Origin of the sequence: Streptomyces herbicida, assembly GCF_032656585.1 — a bacterium.
Classification (GTDB): Bacteria; Actinomycetota; Actinomycetes; order Streptomycetales; family Streptomycetaceae; genus Streptomyces; species Streptomyces herbicida.
In genome coordinates this window covers 181,370-195,758 of sequence record NZ_JAUYWJ010000016.1, presented here as the reverse complement: position 1 = coordinate 195,758, position 14,389 = coordinate 181,370, and the positions used below count along the sequence as shown (strand labels likewise).

Annotated in this window: 14 protein-coding genes; 8 read left to right on the top strand and 6 right to left on the bottom strand. The window is 70.6% G+C overall.

Annotated features, from left to right (window positions below; genetic code table 11):
* Positions 1-134: 134 nt before the first annotated feature.
* The 5 genes from Q8A52_RS31370 (at position 135) to Q8A52_RS31350 (ending at position 4,622) form a co-directional block, all read left to right on the top strand.
* A complete protein-coding gene (locus tag Q8A52_RS31370; protein ID WP_316757688.1) occupies positions 135-956 on the top strand; it encodes a helix-turn-helix transcriptional regulator in 822 nt (273 codons plus the stop codon).
* A 28-nt stretch (positions 957-984) separates the two neighbouring features.
* Positions 985-1,338, top strand: a complete 354-nt coding sequence (locus Q8A52_RS31365) for a cytidine deaminase (RefSeq protein ID WP_316757563.1) — start codon at positions 985-987, stop codon at positions 1,336-1,338.
* Between the two features lie 182 nt (positions 1,339-1,520).
* Entirely contained in the window at positions 1,521-1,997 is a 477-nt protein-coding gene (locus tag Q8A52_RS31360; RefSeq protein ID WP_316757561.1) for a hypothetical protein, read from the top strand.
* Positions 1,998-2,143: 146 nt separating this feature from the next.
* Positions 2,144-3,472, top strand: coding sequence for a beta-xylosidase (locus tag Q8A52_RS31355; protein ID WP_316757559.1), 1,329 nt, complete (start codon positions 2,144-2,146; stop codon positions 3,470-3,472).
* A gap of 91 nt (positions 3,473-3,563) precedes the next feature.
* Positions 3,564-4,622 carry a WxL protein peptidoglycan domain-containing protein gene (locus tag Q8A52_RS31350; RefSeq protein WP_316757557.1) on the top strand — a complete coding sequence of 353 codons (1,059 nt, stop codon included), beginning with the start codon at positions 3,564-3,566 and terminating at the stop codon, positions 4,620-4,622.
* On the opposite strand, the gene Q8A52_RS31345 is transcribed toward Q8A52_RS31350, so the two are convergent.
* Together Q8A52_RS31345 and Q8A52_RS31340 are read right to left on the bottom strand one after the other, a co-directional pair.
* Positions 4,516-4,854: a P-II family nitrogen regulator gene (locus Q8A52_RS31345; protein ID WP_316757555.1), complete on the bottom strand. Its 339-nt coding sequence runs from the start codon at positions 4,852-4,854 to the stop codon at positions 4,516-4,518. The genes Q8A52_RS31350 and Q8A52_RS31345 overlap by 107 nt on opposite strands.
* Positions 4,851-6,161, bottom strand: a complete 1,311-nt coding sequence (locus tag Q8A52_RS31340; RefSeq protein WP_316757553.1) for an ammonium transporter — start codon at positions 6,159-6,161, stop codon at positions 4,851-4,853. The genes Q8A52_RS31345 and Q8A52_RS31340 overlap by 4 nt, the downstream gene beginning before the upstream one ends.
* Before the next feature lie 151 nt (positions 6,162-6,312).
* On the opposite strand from Q8A52_RS31340, the gene era reads away from it, so the two are divergent.
* Positions 6,313-7,266 carry a GTPase Era gene (gene era, locus Q8A52_RS31335; RefSeq protein ID WP_316757551.1) on the top strand — a complete coding sequence of 318 codons (954 nt, stop codon included), beginning with the start codon at positions 6,313-6,315 and terminating at the stop codon, positions 7,264-7,266.
* A 32-nt stretch (positions 7,267-7,298) separates the two neighbouring features.
* On the opposite strand, the gene Q8A52_RS31330 is transcribed toward era, so the two are convergent.
* From Q8A52_RS31330 to Q8A52_RS31315, 4 genes are all read right to left on the bottom strand, one after another.
* Positions 7,299-8,591 (bottom strand): MFS transporter, encoded by a 1,293-nt coding sequence (locus tag Q8A52_RS31330; RefSeq protein WP_316757549.1) that lies wholly within the window; start codon positions 8,589-8,591, stop codon positions 7,299-7,301.
* The gene (locus Q8A52_RS31325; RefSeq protein WP_316757547.1) at positions 8,588-9,919 is read right to left on the bottom strand and encodes a GH1 family beta-glucosidase; all 1,332 of its coding nucleotides are present in this window, start codon (positions 9,917-9,919) and stop codon (positions 8,588-8,590) included. The genes Q8A52_RS31330 and Q8A52_RS31325 overlap by 4 nt, the downstream gene beginning before the upstream one ends.
* Before the next feature lie 63 nt (positions 9,920-9,982).
* Positions 9,983-10,249 (bottom strand): protealysin inhibitor emfourin, encoded by a 267-nt coding sequence (locus Q8A52_RS31320; protein WP_316757545.1) that lies wholly within the window; start codon positions 10,247-10,249, stop codon positions 9,983-9,985.
* Positions 10,250-10,270: 21 nt separating this feature from the next.
* Entirely contained in the window at positions 10,271-11,341 is a 1,071-nt protein-coding gene (locus Q8A52_RS31315) for a M4 family metallopeptidase (protein WP_316757543.1), read from the bottom strand.
* A 337-nt stretch (positions 11,342-11,678) separates the two neighbouring features.
* Here Q8A52_RS31315 and leuA point away from each other — a divergent pair, with 337 nt between their 5' ends.
* Both leuA and Q8A52_RS31305 read left to right on the top strand, forming a co-directional pair.
* Positions 11,679-13,400: a 2-isopropylmalate synthase gene (leuA, locus tag Q8A52_RS31310; protein ID WP_316757541.1), complete on the top strand. Its 1,722-nt coding sequence runs from the start codon at positions 11,679-11,681 to the stop codon at positions 13,398-13,400.
* Between the two features lie 185 nt (positions 13,401-13,585).
* Positions 13,586-14,281 (top strand): TerB family tellurite resistance protein, encoded by a 696-nt coding sequence (locus Q8A52_RS31305; protein WP_316757539.1) that lies wholly within the window; start codon positions 13,586-13,588, stop codon positions 14,279-14,281.
* Positions 14,282-14,389: the final 108 nt, after the last annotated feature.

Here is a 14,389-nt window from a genome sequence, read left to right as displayed (position 1 = left end):
TCCGGCGATCGGAACAAGCGTGGGGAGTCGGAACTTATGGTGGTGGTGGCACCACCGGACACTTCGAGGGGGATCGATTCGTGGCTGAGGATGCGCCGAAGAGCCATCGGCTGCGTGAACTGCGGGAGTTCCTGATGAGCCGCCGGGCCCGGGTGACTCCGGCTCAGGCGGGTCTGCCGGACGGCGGGGCCCGGCGCCGTACACCCGGACTGCGCCGCGAGGAGGTCGCCGTGCTCGCCGGGGTGGGCGCGTCCTGGTACCAGTGGCTCGAGCAGGGGCGGGACATCTCGGTCTCCCCGCAGGTGCTCGACTCCGTCGCGCGCGTGCTGCGGCTGAGCAACGCCGAGCGCCGGCATCTGTACGTGCTCGCCGGGCTGAACCCGCCCGCCCCCGAAGTGGCGCCGGAGAAGCGGGACATGTGCGACGGGCTGCGGCGGCTGATCGACACATGGATGCCGTATCCGGCCCACATCATGGACATGTACTACAACTGCGTGATGTACAACGACGCCGCCGCGATGGTGCTCGGCATGCGTCCGGACATCACGCAGAACTGCGTGGTCGACTTCTTCACCGACCCGCTCTACCGGTCCCGGGCCAAGAGCTGGGAACGGAACGCGCGCACGGTCGTCGCGCAGTTCCGGGCGGCCTCCTCGGCCCGCCCCGAGGACGAGGGCTTCCAGGAGCTGCTGGCGGAGCTGAAGGGCGCGAGCCCCGAGTTCGCGGTGATGTGGGCGGAGCGGGACATCGAGGACGCCGGGCAGATCCGCAAGGAGCTGGACCATCCGGTGGTCGGGCTGCTGGTGGTGGAGTCGACGGCGATGAAGGTGCCCGCCCGGCCCGACCTGACGATCGTGCTGCACACCCCGCTGGACGAGGCGGGCACCGCGGCGAAGCTGGAGTGGCTGGCCTCGCCGGAGGGCAGGCGCGGGGCGATGTACCCCGTGGCGGGGTGAGCGGGGCTGCGCTCCGTATGCTCGGAGCATGACCGACAGCAACGCGCTTGACCCCGAGGACCGCAAGATCGTCACCCTGGCCCGATCCGCACGGGCCCGCAATGACGTGCCCGAGGGCGCGGCCGTACGGGACGAGACGGGCCGTACGTATGTCGCGGGGACCGTTGCCCTCGACTCGCTGAAGCTCAGTGCTCTGCAGACGGCGGTGGCGATGGCGGTGGCGTCCGGGGCGAAGTCGCTGGAGGCGGCGGCTGTCGTCACGTCGGCGGACAGTGCCTCGGCGGAGGATCTGGCGGCGGTACGGGACCTCGGCGGGGCCGGGACGCCGGTGCTGGTGGCCGGGCCGGACGGCACGGTCCGGACAACGGTCCAGGCCGGCTGACTCCCGTACCGGAGTAGTCCGGAATTCATCCTTGTCGTCGCTTGCCTCTCGCGCATCAATGGGAACGTAAGTTCCGACGGGCCGTCAGGTCCGAGCCTTTCAGTGTGTCCGCACCCACCTGAGACAGGCATCCCGTCCATCCCCACATGGCATTCCCGCACGGGAAGGGAGCCGGATTCCCCATGAGAGGCAAGCGCTTAGGAACCGGAGCGGCACTGACGGTCGGGGCCCTCGCGGTCACCGGCCTCGCGTTCGCACCCACCGCGGTCGCCGTCACCCCCCAGTCGGCGACCATCACCGCGGACTGCGGTGTCTTCGGCGGCGGGGCGGCCACGCTCACCGCCACCCAGAGCGGCACCTCGGCCACCATCACCCTCACGTCCAGCGCGGTCACCGCACCGCTCGCCGTGTCGGCCGACTCGATCACGTCCAAGCTCACCCTGGTGAAGGCGAGTGGCGGCACCACCGTCTTCAGCGGGAAGAAGAACCCGGCCATGGCGGCCGGGAGCCCCGTCAGCGTCGGCCCGCTCAGTGGCACCGTGGCCTCCGGTGACAGCCTGGAGGCGCACGGCGGCTCGCTGCAGATGACCGTCTTCGGCATCACGATCACCTGCACGGCGACGGCGAACCAGTCGCCTGGTCCGTTCGTCTTCGACTGAGCGGTCCGTTCCGGATGCCGCAGAAACTGATGAACCGTCAGTTCTCTGCGGCATCTCCATTGACTTCTCACGGGACCTGCACATCAATGGCCCCCTGTCGGCGCAGACGAGCCGCTGCGCCCGCAACCCTCAGGAGGGGGCATCCCATGGGTTCGACAGTCCGAAGATCCCGACGGTGGCGCTGGGCGTCACTGTTCGGGGCGACCGCGCTCGCGGTCACCGCGGGCGGAGCGCTGGCCTGCCCGGCCGGTGCCGTGGGCACGAACGTGGACTTCGCCACGCACTGCATCCCGCCCGCGGTCGCGGGCATCCCGCCGATCGACGGCACCACCACCGCAAGCGTCTCGGTGGACAACACCAGTCCCAAGGTGGGCGACACGGTCACCGTGACCTACACGGTCGTCACACCCGCCGCCAGCAACCCCACCGACATCGCCCTGCCGGCCGACATCATGACCCCGACCGGCAAGGTCACCCTCGGCGGGGCGCAGACCGGTTCCGTCACGGTCGCCGGTCCGAAGAAGAACACCCCGGTGCCGGGCAAGGGCACCTTCCCGTCCTTCTCCATGACCGGGACGTTCACCGTCACCACGCCCGGCGCGATCACCCTCTCGCCCGGCGACTACAACATCCACACCAGCTACATCCTCGAGCTGGACACCCCGTGCACGGTCATCACGCCGCCCGCACCGGTGTCGGAGACCGTCACGGCGACCTCCGGAACGCCCACCAACACGCGGGCGATCTCGCTGAGTTCGGCATCCGGCAACCCCGGTGCCGGTGTCACCGTCAGCGGCAGCAACTTCACGCCGGGCGCCACGGTCACCCTGGCCGGCCGCTCCGGTGACACCCTGACGGCGGACAAGGCGACCGCGACCGCGACCGCCCAGGGCTCCTTCAGCGGCACGATCACCGTCAACGACAAGACGACGACCGGGATCGTGGCGTACGAGGGCGGCTCGTGGAACCCGGACAAGGGCGCCGGTCCCGCCGCCTACGTCGTGAACGACACCACGCCCGTCCCCGACGGCAGCCAGAAGCTGACCACCACCGTCAAGGCGGGAACCCTGTCCATGTCCCAGGCCGGGGACTCCGTCGCACTCTCGGCGGTCGACTTCGGCAAGGGCGGAGCCTCCACGGGCGCCCTGCGGACGGTGACCGTCAAGGACTTCCGCGGCGGGCCCGCGGGCTGGTCCCTGACCGGCAAGGTCACCGACTTCACCGGTCCCGGCGCCAAGATCGACGCCGGGAAGCTGAGCTGGACCCCCGCCTGCGCGACCAAGGCGGGCAGCCCGAGCACCTGCAAGGCCGGTTCGGCGGGCGCGGTGGGCGGTTCCGGAGCGACGCTCGCGTCGACCCCCAACGGCACGGTCACCGGTGGTGAGTTCACCGTGGATGCCGGACTCTCCCTGGACGTACCGGCGTTCACGCCTCCGGGCTCGTACTCCGGCGTCCTGACCCTCACGCTCAGCTGATCCGCCCTCCCTCGGTGGCCGGGCGCCCGACCGCACCGGGCCGCACCCGCCCGACCGCCGTCCCGACTCCGCCCGTGGGGGGTCCGCACCCATGCGCAAGCCGTATGTCCTCCTCCTGAGCCTCATCGGCCTGTTCTGCGGGCTGACGGCCGGGCCCGCGCACGCCGCCGACAACGGCAGCTGGTCCGTCTACCCCGTCGCCTCCCAGCTCGCCGCCCGGCCCTACTTCTATCTCTCCGCCGACCCCGGGCAGACGATCACCGACAAGGTGGCCGTCGCCAACAAGACCGGCAAACCGCTCACCTTCCGGCTCTACGCGGCCGACGCCTACAACACCGCCCGTGACGGAGGCTTCGCCGTGCGGACGGTGAAGGAGCGGATGCGGGGGGTCGGCGCATGGGCGAAGCCCGCGAATTCCCGGATCACCGTGCCGGGCCACAAGACGGTCACCGTGCCCTTCACCCTGCACGTTCCGCAGGGCGCCGAACCGGGCGACCATCCGGGCGCGATCGTGGCGCTCGACATGGGGGTGCACCCTGCTCGAGCGAAGTCGAGAGCTTGGGGGAGGATCGATCCCGGCTCGGGTGCACTGGCGCTGGGGGTGCAGCGGGCCGTCGGCGCCCGGGTTTACCTGCGGGTGAGCGGGCCCACGCTGCCCGCGATCTCCGTCGAGAACATGCACGTCACGCACCACCAGCCGCTCGTCCCCGGCCTCGGCGACAGCGGCGCGACGATCTCCTACACCCTGCACAACACCGGCAACGTCACCCTCGACCCGAAGGTGGAGCTCCGCGCCCGGGGACTGTTCGGCCGTACGCTCCTGGCGCGCGACCTGAGCCGGATCCCCTCCGAGCTGCTGCCGGGGCAGCGGGTCCGGCTCACCGAGCCGTGGCGGGACGCGCCCCAGCTCGACTGGGGGGACATCACGCTCACCGCGAGCGCCACGGGCACCCGGGAGTCGGCGAGCGCGTCGTTCTTCGCGCTGCCGTGGCTGGTGGTGGCGGTGGCGTTCGCCGCGGGGGTGGTCGGCGGGGCGCTGCTGGTCAGAGCGCGTCGGGGCCGCGCTCGCCGGTCCGTACCCGTACGACCGTCTCGACGGGCACGGCCCACACCTTCCCGTCCCCGATCTTCCCCGTCTGCGCGGCCTTGACGATCGCGTCGATGACGGCCTCCGCGTCGGCGTCCTCCACGACGACCTCGATGCGGACCTTGGGCACCAGGTCGACGCGGTACTCGGCGCCGCGGTACACCTCGGTGTGGCCGCGCTGGCGGCCGTACCCGCTCGCCTCGGTCACGGTCAGGCCGTGCACGCCGAGCTCCTGAAGGGCGGTCTTGACCTCGTCGAGCCGGTACGGCTTGACGATCGCGGTGATGAGCTTCATGCCTGGGGGGTGACCTTCTGGGCGGTGGGGACGACGGAGTGGGCGACCGGGGCTCCGTGGCCCAGGACCCCGTGATCGTAAGCCGTCTCGGCGTGCACCGTAAGGTCCAGGCCGGTGTGCTCCTGGTCCTCGCTCGCGCGCAGGCCGATGACCTTGTCGAGGGCCTTGCCGATGCCGTACGTCACGCCGAACGCGTACGCGGCCACGGCCACCACCGCCACCAGTTGCCTGCCGAGCTGGGCGAGCCCGCCGCCGTAGAGGAGGCCCTCCGTGCCGCCGGTCATCGCCTTCTCCGCGAAGACGCCGATCAGCAGGGTGCCGATGATGCCACCGACCAGGTGGACGCCGACGACGTCCAGGGAGTCGTCGTAGTTCAGCCTGAACTTCCAGCTCACCGCGTAGGAGCAGACGGCACCGGCGGCGAGGCCGACGACCAGGGCGCCGAGCAGGGAGACCGAGCCGCAGGACGGGGTGATGGCGACCAGACCGGCCACGGCACCGGAGGCCGCGCCGAGCGTGGTCGGGTGGCCGTCGCGCCGCTGCTCGACGAAGAGCCAGCCGAGCAGGCCGGTGCAGCCCGCGGCGAGGGTGTTGAGGAAGACGGCGGCCGCAAGGCCGTTGGCCCCCAGGGCCGATCCCGCGTTGAAGCCGAACCAGCCGAACCAGAGCAGACCGGCCCCGAGGACGACCATGGGCAGGTTGTGCGGCCGCATGGCGTCCTTCTTGAACCCCAGGCGCGGGCCGAGCACCAGGCACAGCGCGAGGCCGGAGGCGCCGGAGGCGATTTCGACGGGCAGGCCGCCCGCGAAATCGAGGGCGCCGAGGCGGTGCAGGATCCAGCCGCCGGGGCCCCAGACCCAGTGGGTGACGGGAACGTATACGAGCAGCGCCCAGACGGGTACGAAGATCAACCACGCGCCGAAGTTCGCCCGGTCGGCGATCGCACCGCTGATCAGCGCCGCCGTGACGATCGCGAAGGTGAGCTGGAAGGTGGCGAAGAGAAGGGTGGGGACCGTGCCCTGGACGCTGTCCGGGCCGAGACCGCTCATACCCGCGTGATCGAGCCCGCCGATGAGGCCGCCGCCGACGTCGTCGCCGAAGGCGAGGGAGTAGCCGGCCGCCAGCCACACCACCGTGACCAGGGCGATCGACACGAAGCTCATCATCAGCATGTTGAGCACGCTCTTCGTGCGGACCATGCCGCCGTAGAAGAGGGCCAGGCCCGGGGTCATCAGCAGTACCAGGGCGGTGGCGGCGAGCAGCCAGGCGGTGTCACCCGTGTCTGCGTTCGCTGCGGCGAGGGTCACGGTCGTCTCCAACGGTGCGGGGGCTCGTCAGAGATTCCCGGGTACGCGTTTCCGGTTGCGTACGGGTGTGTTTCGGTGACGTTTCGTTGCCGGGGGGTTTCCGGAACCTCACGGTGCGGCCCGGCGTTGTGGATCAGGGAGAATGGGCGGCATGAGCGTTCGCACCCAGTCATCCGAGCAGTCGGCCGAGGCCGTCCACCGCGCCGGCTTCGCCTGCTTCGTGGGCCGCCCCAACGCGGGCAAGTCCACCCTCACGAACGCTCTGGTCGGGAAGAAGGTGGCGATCACCGCGAACCAGCCGCAGACGACGCGGCACACGGTGCGCGGCATCGTGCACCGGCCCGACGCCCAGCTGATCCTGGTGGACACCCCCGGTCTGCACAAGCCGCGCACACTGCTCGGAGAGCGCCTCAACGACGTGGTCCGCACCACTTGGGCCGAGGTCGACGTGATCGGCTTCTGCCTTCCGGCGAACGAGAAGATCGGCCCCGGTGACCGCTTCATCGCCAAGGAGCTGGCCGGGATCCGGAAGACCCCGAAGGTCGCCGTCGTCACCAAGACCGACCTGGTGGACTCCAAGGCCCTCGCCGAGCAGCTGATCGCGATCGACCAGCTCGGCAAGGAGCTGGGCTTCGAGTGGGCGGAGATCGTCCCGGTGTCGGCGGTCGGCGACAAGCAGGTGGGCCTGCTGGCCGACCTGCTCGTCCCGCTGCTTCCGGAGGGCCCGGCGCTCTACCCCGAGGGCGACCTCACGGACGAGCCCGAGCAGGTCATGATCGCGGAACTGATCCGCGAGGCCGCCCTGGAGGGCGTCCGTGACGAGCTGCCGCACTCCATCGCGGTGGTCGTGGAGGAGATGCTCCCGCGCGAGGACCGCCCCGCGGACCGCCCCCTCCTCGACATCCACGCCAACCTCTACATCGAGCGCCCCAGCCAGAAGGGCATCATCATCGGCCCGAAGGGCAAGCGCCTGAAGGAGGTCGGCATGAAGTCCCGCAAGCACATCGAGGCCCTGCTCGGCACACCCGTCTTCCTGGACCTCCACGTCAAGGTGGCCAAGGACTGGCAGCGGGACCCGAAGCAGCTGCGACGCCTGGGGTTCTAGACGCCTGGGGTTCCAGGTGACGTGACCCGCGGCTAGTCCACCCCCCGTATCCGGCCCACCAGCCCCGCCCCCACCAGCCCGATCACCGCCGCCACCAGGTACAGCACCCGGTAGCCGCCCAGGTACGTCACGATCGGCGCGGCGAGGGCGGGGGCCGCGACCTGGGGGAGGGCGTTGGCCACATTGATGACCCCCAGGTCCTTGCCCCGGTCCAGCGCCTTCGGCAGGACGTCCGTCATCAGCGCGAAGTCGACCGAGGTGAACACGCCGAAGCCGATGCCCAGGACAGCCGCCGCCACGATCGCGCCCGGCCAGGTCTGCCACCCCGACAGCAGCCCCGTCGCCACCGCCATCAGTGCGCCCGACCAGAGCACGAACGGCTTGCGCCGGCCCACCCGGTCCGACCAGACCCCGCCGACCACGACCGTGCCCAGCAGGGTCAGGCCGTTCACCGCCGTCAGGATCAGCACGCCCTCGGCGGGGTCGTGGATGGGGGTCCCCCCTGCTCGAGCGGAGTCGAGATCTTGGGGGAGGAGGCGGTCGCGCACGTAGTACAGGAGGTAGAGCAGGACCAGGGAGTTGCTCAGGTTGATCAGGAAGCGGGTCAGCCAGGCCCAGCCGAGGTCGGGGTGGCGGCGCGGACTCAGCCAGAAGCCCGCGAGGAAGCCCCGCCGGTCCCAGGGCGGCCGGTCCTCGTCCGCCAGCCGCAGATCCTCGTAGCGCAGGACGTACGGCAGCACGCCCACCGCCGTGAACACCGCGCACGCCGCATACCCGGCGCCGATCCCGCCCGCCGCCGTCGCCAGGCCCGTCCCGCCGACCACGCCGAGGATCTGCGCCGCCCCCAACCAGCCGCCCACCGCACCCCGTTGCAGCCGGGGCACCCGGTCCGGCACCGCCGCCGTGACCGCCGCGAAGGCCGCGTTGAGCGTCAGCTGGACCAGGCACCAGCCCAGCGCCATCGTCCACACCCCGCCCGCGCCCGCGAGCAGCAGCAGCGACAGCGCACCGCCCACCGTCCCGGCCACGATCCACGGCGTGCGGCGGCCCCGGCGCGACGTCGTCCGGTCGGACAGCGCGCCGAAGACCGGGTTGGCGACCAGGGACACGACCGCGCCCACGCCCGTGACCCACGCCAGCATCGTCTCCTTGGACATGCCGGAGCCGGGCGCGAAGTCCTTGGCCTGGGAGGCGAGCAGGATCTGCAGCGGGCCGAACCAGCCCACCCATATCGCCGCGTTGGCCAGCGAGAGCGCCGCCGTCCAGCCCCGGCCGACCCGCTCGACCGGCTCGGCGAGGGCGGCCGGCGGACGGGTCGTCGTCATCCCCCCGCCCCCTGTCTCTGCGCCCGCAGCACCTCCTGGAACCAGCGGTACGAGGCCTTCGGGGTCCGTCGCTGTGTCTCGTAGTCGACGTGGACGAGGCCGAAGCGGCGCGCGTACCCCTCCGCCCACTCGAAGTTGTCGAGCAGCGACCAGACGAAGTAGCCGCGCACGTCCACCCCGGCCTCCACCGCCCGGTGCAGCGCCCGCACATGGCCGTCCAGGTAGGCGATCCGGTCCTGGTCGTCGATGCCCTCGTACGAGCAGCCGTTCTCGGTGATGACGACGGGCGGCAGCCGGTCGCCGTAGCGGTCGCGGAAGCCGGTGAGCAGCTCCGTGAGGCCCTCGGGGACGACGGGCCAGCCGAAGTCGGTCACCGGGCGGCCCTCGATCTCCCGGACGGAGAAGGGGAGTTCGGAGGGGATCGTCAGACCGCCGAACTCGGTGTCGGTGCCCTGCGGGGCGCCCACCTTCGTCGGGGCGTAGTAGTTGATGCCGTACCAGTCGACCGGCTCGGCGATCGCCTTCAGGTCCGACTGAACGTCGCCGGGCATCAACTCGCCCATTCCGTCCGGGTATTCACCGAGGATGAGCGGCTCGGCGAACAGACGGTTGAGCAGCAGGTCGTAGAAGCCGGCCGCCTCCAGGTCGGCCGGCTCCTGCGAGGCGGGCCATGCCGGTCCGTGCGAGTTGGCGATGCCGATGTCCGCCGCCCCGGCCGCGCGCAGCGCCCGTACCGCGAGGCCGTGGGCCAGGAGCTGGTGATGGGCCACCGGGAGCGCGTCGAAGAGCAGCTGCTTGCCGGGGGCGTGGGCGCCGATGGCGTGGCCCAGCAGGGTGTGTTCCGCGGGTTCGTTGAGGGTGATCCACTTGGTGACGCGGTCGCCGAGCCGGGCGGCGACCACCGAGACGTACTCGGCGAAGCGTGCCGCCGTGTCCCGGTCCAGCCAGTCGTACTGAACCGGCAGGTCCCAGTGGAAGAGGGTCGGGACGGGGCGTACGCCCGCCGCGCACAGCTCGTCCACCAGGCGGTCGTAGAAGTCGAGGCCGTTCGGGGAGTTCACCCGCGGCCAGGAGATGGAGAAGCGGTACGCGTCCACGCCCAGGCCGGCCAGGAGCGCCACGTCCTCGCGGTAGCGGTGGCAGTGGTCGCAGGCCACCGTCGCCGTCGAGCCGTCCTTCACCCGTCCCGGCTCTGCCGTGAACGCGTCCCACACGGACCGCTCGCGCTCGTCCACCGCCCCCTCGATCTGATGGGCCGAGGTCGACACGCCCCACAGGAAACCGGCCGGGAACTGAGGTATCGGGTTCGTCGCCATGGGCGCGATCATCCTTACCGCCGGTAACGGAAGTCAACGCCCCGGCGTGAACCCGCAGTCAAAGACCCCGGCGGTTCACGCCCCTTCCTTCAGCACCCACGTGATCAGCTTGCGCTGTTCCTGCGTCAGGCGGGGATCCGCCGCGTACACGGTCTTGCCGTCGACCGTGATCGCGTAGCTGAAGCCGTCCGGCACCCCGAGCGGCGGTGTGCCCTGGCCGGCGGCGAGTGCCTGCCCGGCCAGGGCCTCCCACTCGGGTGCGTCGGGCCGTCCCGAGGTGTCCACCTCGGCATGCCGCTCGATGCCCGCGAATCCGCCCGTGCGACTCACCTGAATACGCATGGGTCTCTGTCTAGTACGGATCTAGAGAGTGCGCACCCCGACCTGCTCCCAGGCCTTGGTGACGGCGTCCAGTTCCTCGCCCGTGCCGTAGCGAGCCCGCGCCGCCGAGACGGTCAGTGTGGCGAAGTCCGCGAACAGGGCGTCCTTCTTCAGGCGGCCGCTCGTCAGTACGTCGTACCAGATCTGTCCGGCCCGCTCCCAGGCGTTGCCGCCGAGGGCGGTGGCGAGCAGGTAGAAGGCGTGGTTGGGGATGCCCGAATTGATGTGGACGCCGCCGTTGTCCCGGCCGGTGCGGACGAAGTCGTCCATCGTCGCGGGCTGCGGGTCCTTGCCGAGGACGTCGTCGTCGTACGCCGTGCCCGGGGCCTTCATCGAGCGCAGTGCGGTGCCGGTGACACGCGGGGCGAGCAGACCCGCGCCGATCAGCCAGTCGGCCTCCGCGGCGGTCTGGCCCAGCGAGTACTGCTTGATCAGCGAGCCGAAGACGTCGGAGACCGACTCGTTGAGGGCGCCGGGCTGGCCGAAGTAGGTGAGGTTGGCCGTGTACTGGGTGACGCCGTGGGTGAGCTCGTGGCCGATGACGTCGATCGGGATGGTGAAGTCGAGGAAGATCTCCCCGTCCCCGTCGCCGAACACCATCTGCTCGCCGTTCCAGAAGGCGTTGTTGTAGTCCTTGTCGTAGTGGACGGTGGCGTCCAGCGGCAGTCCGTTGGCGTCGATCGAGTCGCGCTCGAAGGCCTTCAGATACAGCTCGAAGGTGGCACCGAGGCCGTCGTAGGCGCGGTTGACGGTGGCGTCCTTGACCGGGTCGGCGCCCTCCGCGCGGACCTTCTTGCCGGGCAGGTCCGTGCCGTGGTGGAGGTCGCAGATGGTGCGGTGCGGCTTGCCGGCCTCGGCCGCGGCCGGCAGGGCGACGGACGGTGCGCCGATGACGGTGGTCAGCCGCCGGCGGGTGCGCTCGAAGGCGTCGCGCTCCAGGGTGCGGCGGGCGGGACGGGCGATCGCGGGGTCCTCGGTCTGGGCGAGCTTGTCGAGGACGTGCGGTGGCACGATCGTGCAGAAAACGGGCTCGAAGCCCCCGTTGGTGGTCATGCCCGGCACCCTTGCACTCAGTTATGCCTCTGTCACTACCCGCAACCATGATTGGTGAAATGTGGTGACAAGACCCCCCAGGTTCCGTAGTGAAGTGGTATGGAGCACGTTTTGTCCTATTTGCACCCCGAGTCCCGCATACTGAAACAGGCCCGCGCACCCGGCGCGGCTCGGCTAGGCTGCGGAGCATCATGCGTTTCGGGCTGCTTCTCCTTAGCTGCCGCGGCGAGGGCCTGTAGTCAAAGGCCGACTCCCTCCCCGCGGAGCTTGGTGTTGCGTCGTCGGCCGTCCTTCCGGACACCGGACACACCGGACTTCTCGAGGAGCCCACGCAATCATGGCGAACCGCCAGCAGCCCAGTTCCATGCCGATCCACAAGTACGGCCGGTACGAGCAGGTCGCAATTCCGGACCGTACCTGGCCCGAGACGCGGATCACCGCCGCCCCCCGCTGGCTCTCCACCGACCTGCGTGACGGCAACCAGGCCCTGATCGACCCCATGTCGCCCGAGCGCAAGCGCCGGATGTTCGACCAGCTGGTCAAGATGGGCTACAAGGAGATCGAGGTCGGCTTCCCGGCCTCCGGCCAGACCGACTTCGACTTCGTGCGCTCGATCATCGAGGAAGAGGGCGCGATCCCGGACGACGTCACGATCTCCGTACTGACCCAGGCCCGCGAGGACCTGATCGAGCGGACGGTGGAGTCCCTGAAGGGCGCCAAGCGCGCCACCGTCCACCTCTACAACGCCACCGCCCCGGTCTTCCGCCGGGTCGTCTTCCGCGGCTCCAAGGACGAGATCAAGCAGATCGCCGTCGACGGCACCCGCCTGGTGATGGAGTACGCCGAGAAGCTGCTGGGCCCCGAGACGGAGTTCGGCTACCAGTACAGCCCCGAGATCTTCACCGACACCGAGCTGGACTTCGCCCTGGAGGTCTGCGAAGCGGTCATGGACGTCTGGCAGCCCGGCCCGGGCCGCGAGATCATCCTGAACCTGCCCGCCACCGTCGAGCGCTCCACGCCCTCCACCCACGCCGACCGCTTCGAGTGGATGGGCCGCAACCTGTCCCGCCGCGAGCACGTCTGCCTGTCCGTCCACCCGCACAACGACCGCGGTACGGCCGTCGCCGCCGCCGAGCTGGCCCTGATGGCCGGCGCCGACCGCGTCGAGGGCTGTCTGTTCGGCCAGGGCGAGCGCACCGGCAACGTCGACCTGGTCACCCTGGGCATGAACCTGTTCTCGCAGGGCGTCGACCCGCAGATCGACTTCTCCGACATCGACGAGATCCGTCGTACGTGGGAGTACTGCAACCAGATGGAGGTCCACCCGCGCCACCCGTACGTGGGCGACCTGGTCTACACGTCCTTCTCCGGCTCCCACCAGGACGCCATCAAGAAGGGCTTCGACGCCATGGAGGCCGACGCCGCGGCCAAGGGCGTCACCGTCGACGACATCGAGTGGGCGGTCCCGTACCTGCCGATCGACCCGAAGGACGTCGGCCGCTCCTACGAGGCCGTCATCCGGGTCAACTCGCAGTCCGGCAAGGGCGGTATCGCGTACGTCCTGAAGAACGACCACAAGCTGGACCTGCCGCGCCGGATGCAGATCGAGTTCTCGAAGCTCATCCAGGCCAAGACGGACGCCGAGGGCGGCGAGGTCACGGCCGCCGACATCTGGTCGGTCTTCCAGGACGAGTACCTGCCGAACCCGGACAACGCCTGGGGCCGCATCCAGGTCCGCACCGGCCAGTCGACGACGGACACCGACGGCGTGGACACCCTCACCGTCGAGGCGACGGTCGACGGCGTGGACACCGTCCTGACCGGTACCGGCAACGGTCCGATCTCGGCCTTCTTCGACGCCCTGCAGTCCATCGGCATCGACGTACGACTGCTGGACTACCAGGAGCACACGATGAGCGAGGGCGCCTCCGCGCAGGCCGCCTCGTACATCGAGTGCGCGATCGACGACAAGGTTCTGTGGGGCATCGGCATCGACGCGAACACGACGCGTGCGTCGCTCAAGGCAGTCGTGTCCGCCGTCAACCGCGCGGCCCGCTGACCCCGTCTGACCGGGCATTTCGCTGCCCCGACCGCTGCGTGTGGCGGTCGGGGCAGCATCGTTTCTCAGCCATGGGAACGTGGAGGTCACGGACAGGTCTCGTACGGGGTACTGACTCCACCTCGACAATGTGGCTAACATCACGCCAGCGCGGCGATGTTGCCGCGGCGTTACGGAGGTGCGACGTGCTGCCAGTACGGGGACGAGACGACCGTGCCACCAGGCCTGTGCGCATTCTGGGGACCCGCACCGCGTGGACACCCGTGGGAGACGGCGATTTCTTCTGCCCCGGGTGCGGAGGGGACCGCAACTATCAGCGGCTCACCGGCCGGCGCCGCTTCACCTTCCTCGGCGTGCCGGTGCTGCCGCGCGGGGCGACCGGACCGGTCGTCGAGTGCGCGGCCTGCCGCCGCCACTTCGGCACCGACGTCCTCGACCATCCGACCACCTCCCGCTTCTCCGCGATGCTCCGCGACGCCGTGCACACCGTCGCCCTGGCCGTCCTGGCCGCGGGCGGTACCTGCGCCCGTACGTCCCTGGACGCCGCCGCCGGAGCGGTCCGCGCCGCCGGCTTCGAGGACTGCACCGAGGAACAGCTCAGCGCGCTCGTCGAGGCCCTCGCCGCCGACACCGGGCGGCTCTACGACCAGCCGTGCGGTGCCGGCCTGGCCATAGAGCTGCACGAGTCCCTCGACCCGCTGGCCCCGCACCTCGCCCCCGCCGGCCGTGAGTCGGTCCTCCTCCAGGCCGCCCGCATCGCCCTCGCCGACGGGCCCTACACGCCCGCCGAGCGCGACGTCCTCACCACCATCGGCGGTGCCCTCACCATCTGCGCGGACGACGTCACCCGGCTCCTCGCGGCGGCGCGTACGCCCTCCTGATACTCCCCGGGGAGTAATCGGGCCCCCCGGTCACCCGTGGCAGTAGCCCCGAACTCGCCCTCCCGCGCGACGAATCCCGCCCCCGGCGCCGGAAGTCTGGACAGCACA

Excerpts from the sequence above, each read along its gene's own strand:
- era (WP_316757551.1), top strand. The coding sequence starts at position 6,313 with ATGAGCGTTCGCACCCAGTCATCCGAGCAGTCGGCCGAGGCCGTCCAC.
- Q8A52_RS31360 (WP_316757561.1), top strand. The coding sequence starts at position 1,521 with ATGAGAGGCAAGCGCTTAGGAACCGGAGCGGCACTGACGGTCGGGGCC.
- Q8A52_RS31330 (WP_316757549.1), bottom strand. The coding sequence starts at position 8,591 with ATGACGACGACCCGTCCGCCGGCCGCCCTCGCCGAGCCGGTCGAGCGG.
- Q8A52_RS31355 (WP_316757559.1), top strand. The coding sequence starts at position 2,144 with ATGGGTTCGACAGTCCGAAGATCCCGACGGTGGCGCTGGGCGTCACTG.
- Q8A52_RS31350 (WP_316757557.1), top strand. The coding sequence starts at position 3,564 with ATGCGCAAGCCGTATGTCCTCCTCCTGAGCCTCATCGGCCTGTTCTGC.
- Q8A52_RS31370 (WP_316757688.1), top strand. The coding sequence starts at position 135 with ATGAGCCGCCGGGCCCGGGTGACTCCGGCTCAGGCGGGTCTGCCGGAC.
- Q8A52_RS31320 (WP_316757545.1), bottom strand. The coding sequence starts at position 10,249 with ATGCGTATTCAGGTGAGTCGCACGGGCGGATTCGCGGGCATCGAGCGG.
- Q8A52_RS31345 (WP_316757555.1), bottom strand. The coding sequence starts at position 4,854 with ATGAAGCTCATCACCGCGATCGTCAAGCCGTACCGGCTCGACGAGGTC.
- Q8A52_RS31365 (WP_316757563.1), top strand. The coding sequence starts at position 985 with ATGACCGACAGCAACGCGCTTGACCCCGAGGACCGCAAGATCGTCACC.
- Q8A52_RS31315 (WP_316757543.1), bottom strand. The coding sequence starts at position 11,341 with ATGACCACCAACGGGGGCTTCGAGCCCGTTTTCTGCACGATCGTGCCA.
- leuA (WP_316757541.1), top strand. The coding sequence starts at position 11,679 with ATGGCGAACCGCCAGCAGCCCAGTTCCATGCCGATCCACAAGTACGGC.
- Q8A52_RS31325 (WP_316757547.1), bottom strand. The coding sequence starts at position 9,919 with ATGATCGCGCCCATGGCGACGAACCCGATACCTCAGTTCCCGGCCGGT.